We start from the raw sequence: 16873 nt of genomic DNA on the forward strand, positions 1-16873 counted from the left end.
ATACCCTGAATCCGTATGAGAAATTGCCTTGAATTAATTGCGCAGGCCCGGCGACATCGGCCCGGCAAAGGGCGTCTGGGCGTAGGTGCCGCCCGCGCCGCTCTGCGCGATGCCGCGCGCGGTGACGGGGTCCAGCGCGGCCTGCACGCTGCCCTGTACGCAGTTGCGCATCATCACGTCCAGCGCGTCGGTGCCGCGTGGCAGCGGCCGCGCGCCCACGGTCATGCGGCGGATCGCCAGCACGCAGATCGTATCGGTGCCCAGCCGCTCGGTGGCGTACACATAGCTGCCCAGGCTGTCCTGCCCGGTTTCCAGCTGCGCATTGCTGATCCGCTGAAACGGATAGGGCGCGCCACCAAACCGTTCCAGCACCTGCGCCAGGTCGAACCGCGCCAGGTTGATCGTGCTGGCAGTCTGGGCGCGCACCAGAATCTGGTTGTCACCCGCCACGCTGGTATTATTGGGCAGCGCGATCAGTTGTTCCGCGCCGCGCCCCAGGGCGCGTTCAAACACCAACGGCGCCGCAGGCACATTGATAAACGCGCGTGAGGCCGGGACGATCTGGTATTGCGCGGTATCCTCGATCACATCCATCGACACCCGCGCATCCGACCCGCTGGGCGCGACCATCTGCGCAACCTCGCAGCCCGCCAGCAGCGTCACCACCAACAGGCCCGGCCGCGCACCCCCGAAGGACCGCCCGAAAAACTGCTTCAAGAATTGACGGAAGAACTGGCGCATCCGGCGCTGCGCATGGCGCTGCTCCGTGTCGCACGCACCTTGCGCGCACGCCGCTTCAACAGCGTTGCCGCCGCTTTCAGTCATCATTGCGAATGCCCTACCCGGTCATCCCCGGGATCATCGCTTCCGGCGCGGCGGGGTTTTCCCCGCTCGGTTCTCCGAAAAACACGATACCCATGTATGGGGACGGTTTATGTTGCTGCCTCAGATCGTCTTTTTGTTGTCTCAAGATACCGAATCATCGGCATCAGAGCAACTGGCAATGCAGCGCGACTGAATTTTGACGCGTTTCTCCGGGCACGAGGCGCATCCGCTAACTGCCCGGTCTGGTTGCATAATTGGCGGGGTTTGATTACTTGAGCGCCGCTTAGGCTGCAAAATGCACCGTCTCGCCCAACCTCGCGCACGCAAGGGTTGAGGCAAGTGTAAATGGGTCGCGCAATAGGTGTGCAAAGACTTCTGAAACCTGTGCCAATAATGCAACATTGTTTCTTTTCTGGCGACAATCGGGGTTTTTGTCACCTCAACCTCCACCGCCGCGCACCGCAGCAGGCGCGGAACCCGCCTGCAAACCTGCAACGGCACTGGCAACGCAACGGCAATGGCAGGCCAAAGCGCGGAATCCCGCGCGCGCCCGCGCAGGCAAGACCAACGACGCGAAGCGCCCGCCCCACACCGTCAGACAGGTGCCCGGTTTGCGACAGCTTGAGGGGGATTGTCTTCATCAATCGTAAGGGCTTGCGGTGGCGTGACGCGTCCGGGAAATACGGCCCTCATTGGACGCTTTACACCAGATGCCGGGGCCTGAACGCCTCAGCTTCATAGCGCGGGACAAAGCGGCGTATCGCCGCTTTGTCCATAAACAAGATCAGAGGCTCGGCAATGCGGGCAGATCCTGACCCAGCCAGGTATTCGACAGCTCATTCAACTCTCCGCCGAGGACCTTGTGCAGGATAAATGTATTCACCCAGAACAGGAGGTCGAGGTTGCCCTTTTTCACACCGATGAAGGCGGGCGACTCCTTGAGGATGAACTTTGTCTCGATATCCGCATCCGCGTTGGCTGCACTGATTTCTGCGGCAACGGTATTGCCACTGACCAGAACATCGACCTGCCCCGACTCGAATGCGGCGCGCGTCGCGGCATTGTCACCGAACCGGATGATTTCGGTTGTGTCAGGCGCAATCTCGGTCAGTTCCAGATCTTCCAGTGTGCCGCCTGTCAGGCCAACCGACATGCCGGCAAGATCAGCAACGCTTTCGATGGACTTGTCCGAAGCTGCGAATACGCCCGAAAAGAACGGGGCATATGCGGAAGAAAACCAGATTGATTTTGCGCGCTCAGGGTTGGCCCCCATCGTTGCGATCACCAGATCAACGCGGTCCGTCTCCAGGAACGGGATACGTTGGTTGGATGTGACAGGCACCAGTTCCAGCTCGACGCCAAGGTCGGCCGCGATCAGCTTGGCGACATCCACATCATAGCCTTCGTATTCACCCGACGCGCCAAGCGAGCCAAACGGTGCAAAGGCTTCGGGAATACCGATTTTGACAGAACCGGCCGACAGGATATCTGCAAGATCAGCCGTCGCTTGTGTTGCCATCGCTGTAAGTGAAAACACGGCCGCCGCAGTGATTATTGTTAATCTTTTCATGGTCATTCCCTGTTGATTTTTGTGATGTTCAGGCCGCGACCGGTGCCGTTTTCGGTACCGTCCCCAGCCGCTTTTCCAGCCGGAGGGCCAGCCGGGAAAGAGGAAAACAAAGCGCGAAATAGATCAGCGCCATCAGCGGATAGATAACAAAGGGCTCCGTGCCTTCGACCGGGGCGTTGGCCCATCGTTTGCCAATGCTCATCAAGTCTGAAAATCCGATGATATAGGCCAGCGAGGTCCCTTTGATGATCTGAACCAGAAACCCGACTGTCGGCGCCAGAGATACCCGGAACGCTTGCGGAAGGATGACCAGCCTCAGCGTTTGCATGAACCGCAATCCAAGCGCCTGGGCGCCTTCCCACTGTCCCACGGGCTGACTTTGGATCGCGCCACGCCAGACTTCTGCCAGATAAGCGCTGCTATAAAGCGTCAGCGCCATACTGGCGGCGATCCAGATGTTGACGTCAAAGCCGATAAGTCGCGGCACACCAAGGCCGAACAGGAACAGCAGCATCAGCAACGGCGCGGACTGGAAAAACCAGATGTAGCACTGCGCGATGATACGTGCGGGTCTCGACGGCAGGATCCGCAGGATGGTGATGCAAGCCGCCACGATCCCACCGCCGATAAATGCGATCAGGGACAGATAGATCGTGAACTGGGTCGCAAAAAGCAGCTGAAACAGCACCACGCCTTGCGGTTCTCCGAACATCGCAACGAGCAGGTCCTTCACCGCGCCACCTGCCATCCGAAAAAGTACCTTTGGAGCCCCGCCAAAAGCAGTTTGAAGCACAAGGAAATCGCGATGTAGATCACCGTCAGCGTGAAGAACACTTCAAAGGTGCGGAAGGTTCTGCTGTCGATGAACTTGCCCGCTTGTGTCAGATCGTTGACGCCGATTTCGGCAATGACGCCTGTGGTCAGAAACAGGAAGATGAACTGGCTTGCCAAAGACGGGTACATCTTTGCGATGGCTTGCGGCAGCACGATTTTGAAAAAAGTCAGCACCTTGCCTATGCCAAGTGCGGCGGCTGCTTCGCGTTGCCCGTCAGAGACGGTGCCGTATCCGGACCGTAAAATTTCGGAAAAATACGCGGAAAAATTCAGGATCAGCGCCAGCAGGGCATGTGCCCAGAACGGCCATTGGTAGCCCAGAAGCAGCGGCGGGCCGAAGGCGACAAAGAACAGCTGCACGATCAACGGCGTGTTGCGAATGAACTCTACATAGCAGGTGGCCACGCTTTGCAGGTAGCGGATCTGTGCAAAGCGCACTCCTGACAAGCCCAGTGCAAAGACGAAGCCCAAAACGGCCGCAGCCAACGTCAGCGCGATACTGAAGGCGGCACCCTCCAGCAGCAAAAGCACATACTCACTGCGCCTGTAAATTTCGAAAAACCGTAGATCCATGGCATGGAGCAGACACAACAACGTGACTCAAAGGAAGCGTCGCCCCTTACCCGCAGCAAGCCACCGAACAGGTTGAGCAGAATTGCGGCATTCTTTGCGTTATTCGCCCGAAAATGATGCGAAACGCTTCTGGATCACAGTCAAGCGCCACGGTGACAGCCGCAAACGACGACGATCTCTCCCAGTCCTGGCAAATCTTGACTCAGTGTGACGCGGGCGCTTTACCAAGGTCGGGTCAGCAAATGTCCCGCTATCTTGAAGACCTGCACGCTCATCGCGACCGGTTTCTGGGCGAATGCGACAAGGCTCTCCCAAACTCGACAACCGGCGTCCGCTTTTGACCCTTGTCAGGGCGCGTCTGGCGCCCCCGGCGAACCGCGGCTTTCGCCCTGCCGGCTACAGGTGCATTCAGAATACGGTCGCAAGCCTTTGGCAGACGTATTGCTCCGCTGGCACAGACCCAAGACAATTCGGGTTTGCAAATTCACAGGCCTGTTCAAAGGTTATCCAGCCAAAGCCTCCGATACCGCGATATCCGCCATTGCCAATACAGCCGCGCGGGTGGCAGCCACCGCGATGAACCGGCCGTTGTGGCAGAATTTCGCGCCTTTGACGCCGCTGACGGCTTCAAGCGCGCCATCCGTCAGTCCCGCCCAGGCCGCAGGCAGATCCGCGCGATTGTCGAAGGTGTCATCGCCCGTGCGGATCGTCGTCAGCGTCCAGTCGGTGCCGCGCGGATGGATCACAAACAACAGGTGGTCAGCGCCAGCCTGCTCGACACCGGCGCGAAAGGGCATGCCCATCGGCAACTCCAGAACGCGCCCCGCGCCGGCGGCCTCGATGGCGGTCATCACCATGGCCTCGGCCCTGAATTTCGCGGCTTTGCGCCTGACCTGTGCCTCGACGAACGCGCGCGCCACGGGCAGGGCCTCCATGAAGGCGCGGTCATCCGCGCCCTCCTCATGGTCGTCAAACACGGCCTTCAGGCTTTCGAGCAGCACCGGAAGGGTCAGCCCGGCGAAAAGCGGCCCCGCCTCGGCGGCATTGACCGCACCGTTGTCGATCAGATCGACCGGAAGCACGAAGCCACGGTCAAACGCGCCATGGATCGCCTCGGCGTCACGCTCCGGCACCGCCATCGCGCGCAGGTAATCGCGGCCATACTGCGCCCAAATCAGACCAAAGGAGCTGTAGGGTTGACCGTCCTCGCGCAGCGGGTTGGGCCGCTGGTGGTGATCGAAAATCTGCGCATCCGCATCAAACTGCCCACCGACGTCATAGATGATCCGCGCCGCGCCGGGCGTGATCCACGCTTTGTCGCGGCTGCGGATCACTTCTGCATCGGGAAACAACCGCGTCAGGATCACGGAGGACAGCAATTCATCAGCATGAAAGCCACCGGAATGGGTCACGAGGTGGGTGATGGTCATGCGGGGCAAGCTCCGGCCGGGGGGTGAAAGCGTGGTGCAACCTTCAAAGGCAGCCCGCCGATCTGTAGGGTGATGGATTTGGGCAAGAGACAGGACAAAGCCAAATACTGCGGCCCAACAATCCTCACCTGCACCATGTAGCTATTCTGACGCCGTCGCGGGATCCTTGCCCCGGCTTCAAGACACCTTTGCCCTGATTTACAGCCTCAGTGCGTCCAGACGGTCCGACGGTTGGTGGCGAAGTTATCGCCATATCCACCCGGGCGCAGCTTCGGTTTGCGGTCCTTCGGCGGCACCACATTATACTCGATGCCGTGCCGCTTGGCGTAATCTTCCGCCTCGGCCTGCGTCTCGAAATGCAGATGCACCTGGCTGTCCATATCGCCAGAGCTGGTCCAGCCCATCAGCGGGTCGATCTGGCGCGCCTCTGCCGGGGCGAATTCCAGCACCCACACCCTCGTGTTGGCCACGCCCGATTGCGTGGCAGTTCTCGACGGACGATAGATGCGTGCGCGCATGGGCAACCTCCTGCTGATACCCGCGTAATATCGGCAATCCCGGCGCAGGATGCAAGGCCAACCGGCCCTGCCCGCACAGCCAAAAAGCCGCAACCTTGCTCCAATTGCGCCGCATCCGCCCATCCGATTGCCGCGCCCGCCCACAGACCCTATGTTACCTCTGAATCCCAGCAGGACCGCACACCATGACCGCCGTTGATTTCACCGCCCCTCCCGCCGGCAATGCCCGCGCCCACCGCCCGAAACTGGAAGGCGGCATCAAGTTCGAACTCGTCACGCCGTTCAGCGCGGCGGGCGATCAGCCCACGGCCATCGCCGAGCTGACCGCAGGCATCCAGACCGGCGAACGCGATCAGGTGCTGCTGGGCGCCACCGGCACCGGCAAGACCTTCACCATGGCCCGCATCATCGAGGAAACCCAGCGCCCCGCCATCATCCTTGCGCCCAACAAGACATTGGCCGCGCAGCTCTATGGCGAATTCAAAGGGTTCTTCCCGCACAATGCCGTCGAATATTTCGTCAGCTATTATGATTACTACCAGCCCGAGGCCTATGTGCCCCGCTCCGACACCTACATCGAGAAAGAAAGCCAGATCAACGAACAGATCGACCGGATGCGGCACTCGGCCACAAGGGCGCTTCTGGAACGCGACGATGTCATCATCATCGCCTCGGTGTCGTGCATCTACGGCATCGGCTCGGTCGAGACCTATTCCGCCATGACCCAGGACCTCGCCGTGGGGTCCAGCTACGACCAGCGGCAGGTCATGGCCGAACTGGTGGCCCAGCAATACCGCCGCAACGACATGGGCTTTTCGCGCGGCTCCTTCCGTGTGCGCGGCGACTCGGTCGAGGTATGGCCCGCCCACATGGAAGACCGCGCCATGCGCCTGTCGTTCTTTGGCGAAGAACTGGAAGCCATCACCGAATTTGACCCCCTCACGGGGGCAAAGACCGACAGCCTGGAAAAGCTGCGCATCTACGCCAACAGCCACTACGTCACCCCCCGCCCGACCATGCATCAGGCGATCAAGGGGATCAAAAACGAACTGGACCTGCGGCTCAAACAACTGGAATCCGAAGGCAAACTGCTGGAGGCCCAGCGCCTGGGCCAGCGCACCCAGTTCGACCTGGAGATGCTGGAGGCCACGGGCGTGTGCAACGGGATCGAGAACTATTCGCGCTACCTCACCGGTCGCGCGCCCGGCGAACCGCCCCCCACATTGTTCGAATTCATCCCCGACAACGCCATTGTGTTTGCCGACGAATCCCACGTCAGCGTGCCGCAGATCGGCGGTATGTACCGGGGTGACTACCGGCGCAAATTCACGCTGGCCGAACACGGCTTCCGCCTGCCGTCGTGCATGGACAACCGGCCCTTGAAGTTCGAGGAATGGGACGCCATGCGCCCCCAATCGGTCTTCGTGTCCGCCACGCCTTCCGCGTGGGAACTGGAACAAACCGGCGGCGTCTTCACCGAACAGGTGATCCGCCCCACCGGCCTGATCGACCCGCAGGTGGAAATCCGCCCCGTGAAGATGCAGGTGGATGACCTGCTCGATGAAATCCGCAAGGTCGCGGCACAGGACATGCGCATCCTGTGCACCGTGCTGACCAAACGCATGGCCGAGGATCTGACCGAATACCTGCACGAACAGGGCATCCGCGTGCGCTACATGCATTCCGACATCGACACGATCGAGCGGATCGAGATCTTGCGCGATCTGCGCCTTGGCGCTTTCGACGTGCTGATCGGCATCAACCTGCTGCGCGAGGGGCTCGACATCCCCGAATGCGGCCTCGTGGCGATTCTGGATGCCGACAAGGAAGGCTTCCTGCGCTCGGAGACCTCGCTGATCCAGACCATCGGCCGCGCCGCCCGCAACGCCGAGGGCCGCGTCATCATGTACGCCGACCGCATCACCGGCTCGATGGAGCGCGCGATGGGCGAGACCGATCGCCGCCGCGAAAAGCAGGTTGCCTACAACACCCTGCACGGCATCACGCCCACGACGGTCAAGAAGAACGTCGAGGATGTTCTGGCAGGTCTGTGGCAGGGCGACACCGACATGGCCCGCGTCACCGCGAAGGTCGACAAACCCCTGGTCGGCGCGAATCTGGCGGCGCATCTGGACAGCCTGCGCACCACCATGCGCAAAGCCGCCGAGAACCTGGAATTCGAGGAAGCCGCCCGCCTGCGCGACGAAGTGAAGCGGCTCGAAGCCGTCGAACTCACCATCGCCGACGACCCCCTCGCCCGCCAGTCCAGCGTGGACAATGCAGTGGAAGAGGCCGTGGGGCGCACCGGCCGGTCAACCGGCGGCCGCGCGGGCATGCGGGGCGGCAAGTCGCGGCGGGGGCGATAAAGCAGGGCAGGATCAAAAGATCATGGTATCGCGTGGTCGCACTGGGCGCGGAAAAGCGGTCCTTTTCCTGATCCGGCCCGGACAGGTTCAGAGCCATTTTCCAACCTGCTGATGCGTTGGATCAGATGCAGCCGCCAAACCTTAACACGCCCCCCCCCTACCGCGCGTATGTATCAAACCCATACCGTTTCCATACCGTTTCCAGACTCCCGGAATCCGCCGAAAACCCAATGAATTAACGCAAAACGCCCCGGACCAGCGGCCCGGGGTGCGTTGCGTTTTAACGGTATTTTAGGAAGTTAATGGCGCGGTTGACGGGGCTCGAACCCGCGACCCCCGGCGTGACAGGCCGGTACTCTAACCAACTGAGCTACAACCGCGCATTGCCTGTGTCCTACCCATTGCGCCCCGCGCCGTCAACGGCAAAACGCACGCGGGCGCGCCGATTTTTCGCGTCCCCGGCGCACCGGACTCGGGGTGCCCCGGCAACCAAAACCCCTGCCCTATCAAGCCCTTGCGCGCCGAACGCAAACGGGCCGCCCCAGCAAAGGGACGGCCCGCCATTCAGCAATGTCTTGATCTCAGCGCGTGAATTTCTTGTATTTCACCCGCTTCGGCTCGACCGAATCCGGGCCAAGGCGGCGGATCTTGTCTTCTTCATAGGCCTCGAAGTTCCCCTCGAACCATTCCACATGCGCATCCCCCTCGAACGCCAGGATATGCGTGCACAGACGGTCCAGGAAGAACCGGTCGTGGCTGATGATAACCGCGCAGCCCGCGAAATCTTCCAATGCAGATTCAAGGGCTTGCAAGGTTTCCACATCCAGATCGTTCGTCGGCTCATCCAGCAAAAGCACGTTGCCGCCGGACCGCAGCAGCTTGGCCAGATGCACCCGGTTGCGTTCCCCGCCAGACAACAGCCCAACCTTTTTTTGCTGGTCGCCGCCCTTGAAGTTGAACGCACCGACGTAAGCCCTTGAATTGACTTCCGCATCCCCCAGCATGATGACATCCAGCCCGTCGCTGATCTCTTCCCAGACGGTCCGTTTGCCGTCCAGCGCATCGCGCGATTGATCCACATAGGACAATTGCACCGTCTCGCCGAACTCTACCGAACCTTCATCCGGTTGTTCCTGTCCGGTCAGCATCCTAAACAGCGTGGATTTCCCCGCACCGTTCGGCCCGATCACGCCGACGATCCCGCCGGGCGGCAACGAGAATTCCAGACCCTCGATCAACAGCTTGTCACCAAAGGCTTTTTTCAGGCCCGCAACCTCGATCACCTTGGCACCCAGACGCGGGCCGTTGGGGATGATGATCTGCGCGCGCGACAGTTTCTCGCGCTCTGACTGGCCGGCCATTTCTTCATAGGCACTGATGCGCGCCTTGGATTTCGCCTGCCGCGCCTTCGCCCCGGCGCGGATCCATTCCAGTTCGCGCTCCAGCGTCTTTTGCTTGGCCTTGTCCTCGCGCGCTTCGTGGCTCAGGCGTTTGGCCTTCTGCTCCAGCCATGCGGAATAATTGCCCTCATAGGGAATCCCGCGTCCGCGATCCAGCTCCAGAATCCAGCCGGTAATATCGTCGAGGAAATAGCGGTCATGCGTCACGCACAGGATGGTGCCCGCATATTCGATCAGGTGTTTTTGCAGCCAGGCGATGGTTTCCGCGTCCAGATGGTTCGTCGGCTCATCCAACAGCAGCATGTCCGGCGCTTCCAGCAGCAGCTTGCACAGCGCGACGCGGCGCTTTTCGCCGCCCGAAAGCGTCGTCACGTCAGCATCGTCAGGCGGGCAGCGCAGGGCCTCCAGCGCCACGTCGATCTGGCTGTCCAGATCCCACAGGTTGGCGCTGTCGATCTCGTCTTGCAGGCGGCCCATTTCCTCGGCAGTCTCGTCCGAGTAGTTCATCGCCAGCTCATTGTAGCGGTCCAGCACCGCCTTTTTCTCGGCCACGCCCAGCATGACATTTTCGCGCACGTTCAGCGTCTCGTCCAGATGCGGTTCTTGCGGCAGGTAGCCGACGCGCGCGCCTTTGGCGGCCCATGCCTCGCCGGTGAAATCCTTGTCCATGCCCGCCATGATGCGCAGCAGCGTCGATTTCCCCGAGCCGTTCACGCCGACGACGCCGATCTTCACGCCCGGCAGGAAGGACAGCTTGATGTTTTCAAAGCATTTCTTGCCACCCGGATAGGTCTTGGACACACCGTCCATGTGGTACACATATTGATAGGCCGCCATCGGGCACCCCCTTTGTTGTTCGGATCTGCGGTTTGCTTGCCCCCCATGTATGGAAATTGGCGGCAAAGGGCAATCGGCGGCGGTATCTGACCGGAATGTGACCGACTTGCCGCAGGGGGCTGTGATAATGTGCGATATCTTACCCAGAAAGGCCCGCGCGATGTTGCACCGCCGCCACATGATCACGCTGACACTGGCCGCGCTGGCCGCCCCTGCAAAGGCGCAGCCCTACCTGGCCGAGGGTGGCGTGGCCCTGCGCGGCTATGACCCGGTGGCCTATTTCACCCACGCCGAACCCCGGCGCGGCGATCCGGCGATCAGCGCGCAATGGGGCGGCGCGACTTGGCATTTCACCGACATCGCCAGCCGCGACAGCTTTCTGGCGGCACCGGACCGCTTCGCGCCGCAATACGGGGGCTATTGCGCCTGGGCGGCGGCGCAGAACTACCTTGCCCCGGTGGACCCCACACAATGGCAGATCGTGGACGGGCGGCTTTACCTTAACGCCTCAGCCCGGATCCAGCGGCGGTGGCAGCGTGACATCCCAGGCCATATCCGCCGCGCCGATGCGAACTGGGCGGATCTGCGACCCTGACCAATCAGGCGCACAATTTCGCGCCATATGCCCGTTCGCTCAGCCGATTCCCCGCGACGCAAGCCGCTTGCAGGATTGCATTCGTGACAGATTTGCGTCCTATTGGTCAAATTATAACCAATCGGGCGCCAAGTGACCGACCAATCTGTTATCGAGATTCGCGGCCTGCACAAAAGCTACGGCGATCTGGCCGTGCTGAAGGGCATAGATGTGACCGCGCGGCGCGGCGATGTCGTGGCACTGATCGGCTCTTCCGGGTCGGGGAAATCAACGTTGCTGCGCTGCTGCAACTTGCTGGAGGAAAGCCAGAAGGGCGATATCATCTTCAGCGGCGACCCCGTGCGCTGGCGCGGTTCAGGCGCACACCGCCGCCCCGCCGACCCCGCGCAGGTGATCCGCATTCGCACCAACCTGTCGATGGTGTTCCAGTCCTTCAATCTCTGGGCGCATATGACGGTGCTTCAAAATGTGATGGAGGCACCGCTGACCGTGTTGCGGCAGGACCGCGCGGTAGTGGAATCCCGCGCCCGCGCCCTGCTGGAAAAGGTCGGCATCGGCGACAAGGCCGATGTCTACCCCGCGCAGATGTCGGGCGGCCAGCAACAGCGCGCCGCCATCGCGCGCGCGCTCTGCATGGAGCCCGACGCACTGCTGTTCGATGAACCGACAAGCGCGCTCGACCCTGAACTTGAACAAGAAGTCGTGCGCGTTATCAAGGCCTTGGCAGATGAGGGCCGCACCATGATCATCGTGACCCATGACATGAAGCTGGCCGCCGATGTGTCAGATCATGTCATCTTTCTGCATCAGGGCCTGATCGAGGAACAGGGGCCGCCAGATACCCTGTTTGGCGCGCCGAAATCCGCGCGCCTGCAACAATTCCTGCGCGCCGGAGCGGCTGCGTAGGCCTTAAAATTCCAACCGGGAGATACCACTATGAAAAACCTGACCTTTACCCTGGCAACCCTGGCGCTGATGACCACCGCCGCCACGGCGCAAGACGTGGTGCGCATCGGTTCCGAGGGCGCCTACCCTCCGTACAACTTCATCAACGACGCCACTGGCGAACTCGACGGGTATGAACGCGCGCTGGGCGACATGATGTGCGAACGCGCCGGGCTGACCTGCGAATGGGTCATCAACGACTGGGACAGCATCATCCCCAACCTGACGGGTGGCAACTACGACGCCATCATGGCGGGGATGAGCATCACCGAAGAACGCAAGCAAGTGATCGCCTTCACCCAGAACTATCTGCAGCCAGAGCCCTCGGCCTATGTCGCGCTGACCGGCGCGGGCGATGATGTGGTGTCGGGTGTGGTCGCGGTGCAGACCAACACCATCCAGGCCAGCCACGCCGCCACGACCGAGGCCGATGTGATCAGCTTCGCCACCCCTGACGAATCCGTCGCCGCCGTGCGCAACGGCGAGGCTGATGCCGTGTTGGCCGACAAATCCTTCCTTGCACCCATTGCGGCGGAATCCGCGGACCTTGAATTCGTGGGCGAGGATGTGCTGCTGGGCGCGGGGATCGGCGTCGGCCTGCGCCAGTCCGACACCGAACTGCGCGAAACCCTCGATGCGGTGATTGCCGAGATGAAGGCCGATGGCTCGATCAACACGCTGATCGTGGAATGGTTCGGCGAGGATTCGCCCCTGTTCTGATCCGGCCCGCCGATCTGGTCCCGATAACCTGAAATCCGGGCGTTTCCTGAATAAGCAAGGGGCCGGGCACTGACTGCCCGGCCCCTTGCCTGTTGATCCGACCCCGCCAGCCCCCCTTGCGCAACCCAACCGGAGACGGGATGTTTTCCTTCTGCACCGACCCCTCCAGCCTGACGGACCTGCCGTGGTTCGCCTGCTACCTGACGTCTGCCACGCATCTGTCGATGTATTGGTCGGTGTTGGTGGTGCTGGCACTGGTGGGGCTGGCCGCGCCCATGGCGCTGGGCATGGGGTTTCTGGGCGCAGTCGCGCAGCGGTCTACCATCGCACCGCTGCGCTGGCTGGGGCTGGGCTATACCGCCATGGTGCGCGGCGTGCCGGACCTGGTGTTCTTCCTGTTCGTACCCATCGCCGTAGATCAGGGCGTGGAATACCTGCTGCACAACGTCCGCTGCCCCGACTGGGACGCAGATGTGCGCCAAGGGTTCGACTTTCTGGTCTGCGCGCAGGCCAAGGTGCCGCCCTCGACCGCCGCCGCCTGGGTACACAACCTCTATGCCTTCACCCTGGCGCTGCTGGCCTTTGCCGTCGTCTTCGGCGCCTTCGCCGCGAACACGTTGCACGGCGCAATGCAGGCCGTACCCCGCGCCCAGATGGAAACCGCCGAGGCCTACGGGATGACCCGCCGTCAGGCCTTCCGCCGCGTGCTGCTGCCACAGATGTGGGTCTATGCCCTGCCCGGCCTGTCGAACCTTTGGATGATCCTCATCAAGGCGACGCCGCTGTTGTTCTTGCTGGGTATTCAGGACATCGTCTTTTGGGCGCGCGAACTTGGCGGGTCAAAGACCGCTGCCTTCTACACCTATCCGCATGACGACTGGCGCGTGTGGTATTTCGCCGCCGTGCTGTGCTTCTACCTCTGCCTCACATGGGTCAGCGAACGCGCGTTTGACCGGCTGAACATCCGCCTGTCACGCGGGCAGGCCACGGCGGGCGGCGAAGCCCTGCGAAAGGCCGCAACATGAGACGCCGCACATGAGAACCTGTGCCGAAAGCTTTCAGGGCTATGCCCTGCGCGCATTGGGCCGCGAGTTCGGCGAACGGCTGTTGCCGCGCGGGCTGGACATCACGCTGTGCGATCAGATCGTGCTGATCGGGTCTGGGATGTTGTGGAACATCTATTTCACCGCGCTGGCGCTGCTGGCGGGCTTCGCGCTTGCCACCGCACTGGCGCTGGGCAAGGGCGCGCGCACGCCGTGGCTGCGCCGCCCGGCGGGGGCGGTGATCTTTCTGTTTCGCGGCTCGCCGCTGTTTATCCAGTTTTTCTTTGCCTACGAGGCGCTGGTCCTGCTGCCTCGCGCCGGGCTGGAAATCCCGCTGATCGTTACCACCGTCACCATGGAAACCGGCTGGCTGACGCGGGCATGGGCCGGCGCGCTGATCGTCTTGTGGCTCAACACCGCCGCCTACACGGCCGAGATCTTCCACGGCGCGCTGCGCGCCATCCCCAAGGGCGATCTGGAGGCCGCGGATGCCTATGGCATGACCGGCGCGGTCAAGTTCCGCCGCATCGTTTGGCCCACCATGCTGCGCCTTGCATGGCCCAGTTACACGAATGAGGCGATCTTTCTGGCCCATGCCACGGCTTTGGTGTTCTTTTCGGGCTTTCCCGCATGGCAGCAATCCGGGGATGCAATGTTCTATGCCCGCTACTTTGCCGACCAAACCTACAATCCTTTCATTCCCTATCCCATCGTTGCGGTGTATTTCATCGGACTGACGCTGTGTATCATCGCGGTGTTCGGTGCGATAAACCGGCGGCTCAACCGCCATCTTCCAAGGGCCGTGCGGGCAAAGTTCCGCTTCCGCCCGCAATACATCAGGTGACTTATGCAAGACTGGCTGCGCGACAATCCGCAGGTCAAGACCATCCGCGTTGCGGCCGCCGACCTGAACGGTCAGGCCCGGGGCAAGCGCATCCCGGCGCGGTTTGCCGGCAAGATCGTGTCGGACGGCACCCGCTTTCCGCTGTCGGTGATGAACCTCGACATCTGGGGCGAGGATATCGAGAACTCGCCGCTGGTATTTGAAACCGGCGATGCCGACGGGATGCTCTATCCCACGGAACGCGGCTTTCTGCCCATGCCCTGGCTGGAGGCGCCGACCGCGCTGCTGCCGATCTGGATGTACCGTGAAAACGGCCAACCCTTCGAGGGGGACCCCCGCCATGCGCTGGCCGCCGTGCTGGCGCGCTACAAGGCTGCGGGCCTGACGCCCGTGGTGGCGACCGAGCTTGAATTCTACATGATCGACGACAGCGGCAAGGATATCCGCGTCCCCGTGTCGCCCCGTTCGGGCAAGCGGCGGCCGGGGGCCGATACGCTGGCCCTCCGCGCGCTGGACGCTTTCGACAAGTTCTTCACCGATCTTTATGACGGCTGTGAGGCGATGGATATCGACGCCGACACCGCCATATCCGAGGCCGGTCTGGGCCAGTTCGAGATCAACCTGCTGCATGACGATGACGCAATGAAGATCGCCGATGACACATGGCTCTTCAAGATGCTGACACGCGGCCTGTCGCGCAAGCACGGTTTCGCGGCGTCCTTCATGGCCAAACCCTACGAGGATCAGGCGGGCAACGGGATGCACATGCATTTCTCGGTCCTCGATGCCGAGGGCCGCAATGTCTTCGACGACGGCGGCCCGCGCGGCACCGACGCCTTGCGCCACGCCGTTGCAGGCTGCCTGGCGGCGATGCCCGGCTCGATGCTGCTTTTCGCACCCCATGCCAACAGCTACGACCGGCTGACCCCCGGCGCCCACGCCCCCACCGGCGTGTGCTGGGCCTATGAGAACCGCACGGCCTCGATCCGCATCCCCTCGGGCAACCCCAAGGCGCGGCGGATCGAACACCGGGTGGCGGGCGGCGACATCAACCCCTACCTGATGATGGCCGCCGTGCTGGGGGCCGCGCTGGACGGGATCGAGCGGAAGCTGACGCCCCCCGAACCGATCACCGGCAATGCCTACCGCCTGGATTTGCCGCAACTGCCCACCACATGGATCGCAGCGATTGATGCGTTTGAGCATAGCGCCGAAATTGCGCGGATTTTCCCCGCCGGGCTGATCTCGAACCTGGTGCTGACCAAGCGGCAGGAACTGCATTACATGGAAGAGCTTTCGCCCGAAGAAGTGCTGGAGCTGTATCTCGATACGGTCTGACGGCTGTGGCGGGTAAGCCGGTGAGGCAAGGCGGTGGGGCAACGCAGCGGGGCGCAAAGGTTAACGCGCCCCGCTGGGGCTGCGAAACACTTTCCAGCGAAACCGGCGGAAAACCCTGCGGAATCAATCCGCTGGGGGCAAAGTGTTTCGCATGCGAAACAGGGCTAAATGCCTGTTTTCATTGCGAAACGTTAACGCGCGCACCCTGCGCGGGCGGCCCCCATCACCGCCCTTGCCGCCCCCCCGGCCCCGGTGCTAGGTTGGCCGCGTCCCAATCCCAAAGAGAACACCATGCATATCGGCATTCTGGAAACCGGCCGCCCCCCTTCCGAGGTCAGCGCCGATTTCGGCACCTATCCGCAAATCTTCGCCCGCCTGCTGGACGGCCACGGCTTCACCTTCAGCGCCTGGCATGTGGAAGGCGGCGAGATGCCTGCCAGCGTGCATGCGTGCGACGGCTGGCTTATCACAGGGTCGCGCCACGGCGCGTATGAGGATCACGCCTTCATCCCGCCGCTGGAAGACTTCATCCGCCAGGCACACGGCGCGCACGTGCCCTTGGTCGGCGTGTGTTTCGGGCATCAGATCATCGCACAGGCGCTGGGGGGGCGGGTCGAGAAATTCGCTGGCGGCTGGGCCGTTGGCGCGCAAACCTATGACTTCAACGGCGACACCCGCCGCTTGAACGCCTGGCATCAAGATCAGGTCACCAAAGCCCCCGAAGGTGCGCGCATTGTGGCGACGAACCCGTTCTGCGCCATCGCCGCCCTGCGCTACGGCACGCATATCCTGACGGTGCAGGCACATCCGGAGTTTGACCGCGCCATCGTGCGCCGCCTGATCGACGCGCGCGGGCGCGGGGTGATTTCCGACACCTTGCTCGATGCCGCCGCCAGCGCGCCCGACACCGACACAGGACAGCGCCAGACCTTCGACGAGATCGCGGCGCTGTTTCGCGCACATGCGCCCGCCGCCCCTTCCCAAACGGTACAGACCCGCACAGCTCAGGGCTGATCAGCCCCCCACCGAACCGGG

15 protein-coding genes and 1 tRNA gene are annotated in these 16873 nt (G+C 62.3%); 8 read left to right on the forward strand and 8 right to left on the reverse strand.

Annotated features, from left to right (window positions below):
- Nucleotides 1-33: 33 nt before the first annotated feature.
- The 6 genes from H9529_RS06930 to H9529_RS06955 form a co-directional block, all read right to left on the reverse strand.
- Nucleotides 34-828, reverse strand: coding sequence for a hypothetical protein (locus H9529_RS06930; protein WP_092887947.1), 795 nt, complete (start codon nt 826-828; stop codon nt 34-36).
- 781 nt (nt 829-1609) lie between these two features.
- Nucleotides 1610-2395 carry a transporter substrate-binding domain-containing protein gene (locus H9529_RS06935; protein WP_092888250.1) on the reverse strand — a complete coding sequence of 262 codons (786 nt, stop codon included), beginning with the start codon at nt 2393-2395 and terminating at the stop codon, nt 1610-1612.
- A 28-nt stretch (nt 2396-2423) separates the two neighbouring features.
- Entirely contained in the window at nt 2424-3143 is a 720-nt protein-coding gene (locus H9529_RS06940) for an amino acid ABC transporter permease (protein ID WP_092887944.1), read from the reverse strand.
- Nucleotides 3125-3760 carry an amino acid ABC transporter permease gene (locus tag H9529_RS06945; protein ID WP_218132116.1) on the reverse strand — a complete coding sequence of 212 codons (636 nt, stop codon included), beginning with the start codon at nt 3758-3760 and terminating at the stop codon, nt 3125-3127. The genes H9529_RS06940 and H9529_RS06945 overlap by 19 nt, the downstream gene beginning before the upstream one ends.
- A 545-nt stretch (nt 3761-4305) precedes the next feature.
- Nucleotides 4306-5232 carry an MYG1 family protein gene (locus tag H9529_RS06950; RefSeq protein WP_092887938.1) on the reverse strand — a complete coding sequence of 309 codons (927 nt, stop codon included), beginning with the start codon at nt 5230-5232 and terminating at the stop codon, nt 4306-4308.
- Nucleotides 5233-5438: 206 nt separating this feature from the next.
- On the reverse strand, nt 5439-5750 hold the full coding sequence (locus tag H9529_RS06955) for an ETC complex I subunit (RefSeq protein ID WP_092887935.1): 312 nt from the start codon (nt 5748-5750) through the stop codon (nt 5439-5441).
- Between the two features lie 185 nt (nt 5751-5935).
- Between H9529_RS06955 and uvrB the strand changes: the two genes are divergently transcribed.
- Complete coding sequence (uvrB, locus tag H9529_RS06960; RefSeq protein ID WP_092887932.1) at nt 5936-8116, forward strand: excinuclease ABC subunit UvrB; 2181 nt, start codon at nt 5936-5938, stop codon at nt 8114-8116.
- Nucleotides 8117-8419: 303 nt separating this feature from the next.
- Here uvrB and H9529_RS06965 read toward each other — a convergent pair.
- Nucleotides 8420-8496 (reverse strand) — tRNA-Asp (locus H9529_RS06965).
- A gap of 201 nt (nt 8497-8697) precedes the next feature.
- Nucleotides 8698-10353, reverse strand: a complete 1656-nt coding sequence (gene ettA / locus H9529_RS06970; protein WP_092887929.1) for an energy-dependent translational throttle protein EttA — start codon at nt 10351-10353, stop codon at nt 8698-8700.
- Nucleotides 10354-10513: 160 nt separating this feature from the next.
- Between ettA and H9529_RS06975 the strand changes: the two genes are divergently transcribed.
- From H9529_RS06975 to H9529_RS07005, 7 genes are all read left to right on the forward strand, one after another.
- Complete coding sequence (locus tag H9529_RS06975; protein ID WP_092887926.1) at nt 10514-10948, forward strand: YHS domain-containing (seleno)protein; 435 nt, start codon at nt 10514-10516, stop codon at nt 10946-10948.
- 132 nt (nt 10949-11080) lie between these two features.
- Entirely contained in the window at nt 11081-11854 is a 774-nt protein-coding gene (locus H9529_RS06980) for an ABC transporter ATP-binding protein (RefSeq protein ID WP_092887923.1), read from the forward strand.
- 30 nt (nt 11855-11884) lie between these two features.
- Entirely contained in the window at nt 11885-12613 is a 729-nt protein-coding gene (locus H9529_RS06985; RefSeq protein ID WP_092887921.1) for a transporter substrate-binding domain-containing protein, read from the forward strand.
- 140 nt (nt 12614-12753) lie between these two features.
- The gene (locus tag H9529_RS06990; protein ID WP_092887918.1) at nt 12754-13638 is read left to right on the forward strand and encodes an ABC transporter permease; all 885 of its coding nucleotides are present in this window, start codon (nt 12754-12756) and stop codon (nt 13636-13638) included.
- Between the two features lie 10 nt (nt 13639-13648).
- Nucleotides 13649-14500, forward strand: coding sequence for an ABC transporter permease subunit (locus H9529_RS06995; RefSeq protein WP_092887915.1), 852 nt, complete (start codon nt 13649-13651; stop codon nt 14498-14500).
- A 3-nt stretch (nt 14501-14503) separates the two neighbouring features.
- The gene (locus H9529_RS07000) at nt 14504-15838 is read left to right on the forward strand and encodes a glutamine synthetase family protein (RefSeq protein WP_092887912.1); all 1335 of its coding nucleotides are present in this window, start codon (nt 14504-14506) and stop codon (nt 15836-15838) included.
- A gap of 291 nt (nt 15839-16129) precedes the next feature.
- A complete protein-coding gene (locus tag H9529_RS07005; RefSeq protein ID WP_092887909.1) occupies nt 16130-16852 on the forward strand; it encodes a type 1 glutamine amidotransferase in 723 nt (240 codons plus the stop codon).
- Nucleotides 16853-16873 lie beyond the last annotated feature (21 nt).

The organism is Roseicitreum antarcticum, from assembly GCF_014681765.1.
Classification (GTDB): Bacteria; Pseudomonadota; Alphaproteobacteria; order Rhodobacterales; family Rhodobacteraceae; genus Roseicitreum; species Roseicitreum antarcticum.

Coding starts and splice junctions, on each gene's coding strand:
- H9529_RS06930 (WP_092887947.1), bottom strand. CDS start 828: ATGATGACTGAAAGCGGCGGCAACGCTGTTGAAGCGGCGTGCGCGCAA.
- H9529_RS07005 (WP_092887909.1), top strand. CDS start 16,130: ATGCATATCGGCATTCTGGAAACCGGCCGCCCCCCTTCCGAGGTCAGC.
- uvrB (WP_092887932.1), top strand. CDS start 5,936: ATGACCGCCGTTGATTTCACCGCCCCTCCCGCCGGCAATGCCCGCGCC.
- H9529_RS06995 (WP_092887915.1), top strand. CDS start 13,649: ATGAGAACCTGTGCCGAAAGCTTTCAGGGCTATGCCCTGCGCGCATTG.
- H9529_RS06950 (WP_092887938.1), bottom strand. CDS start 5,232: ATGACCATCACCCACCTCGTGACCCATTCCGGTGGCTTTCATGCTGAT.
- H9529_RS06935 (WP_092888250.1), bottom strand. CDS start 2,395: ATGAAAAGATTAACAATAATCACTGCGGCGGCCGTGTTTTCACTTACA.
- H9529_RS06940 (WP_092887944.1), bottom strand. CDS start 3,143: ATGGCAGGTGGCGCGGTGAAGGACCTGCTCGTTGCGATGTTCGGAGAA.
- H9529_RS06975 (WP_092887926.1), top strand. CDS start 10,514: ATGTTGCACCGCCGCCACATGATCACGCTGACACTGGCCGCGCTGGCC.
- H9529_RS06990 (WP_092887918.1), top strand. CDS start 12,754: ATGTTTTCCTTCTGCACCGACCCCTCCAGCCTGACGGACCTGCCGTGG.
- H9529_RS06985 (WP_092887921.1), top strand. CDS start 11,885: ATGAAAAACCTGACCTTTACCCTGGCAACCCTGGCGCTGATGACCACC.
- ettA (WP_092887929.1), bottom strand. CDS start 10,353: ATGGCGGCCTATCAATATGTGTACCACATGGACGGTGTGTCCAAGACC.
- H9529_RS06955 (WP_092887935.1), bottom strand. CDS start 5,750: ATGCGCGCACGCATCTATCGTCCGTCGAGAACTGCCACGCAATCGGGC.
- H9529_RS07000 (WP_092887912.1), top strand. CDS start 14,504: ATGCAAGACTGGCTGCGCGACAATCCGCAGGTCAAGACCATCCGCGTT.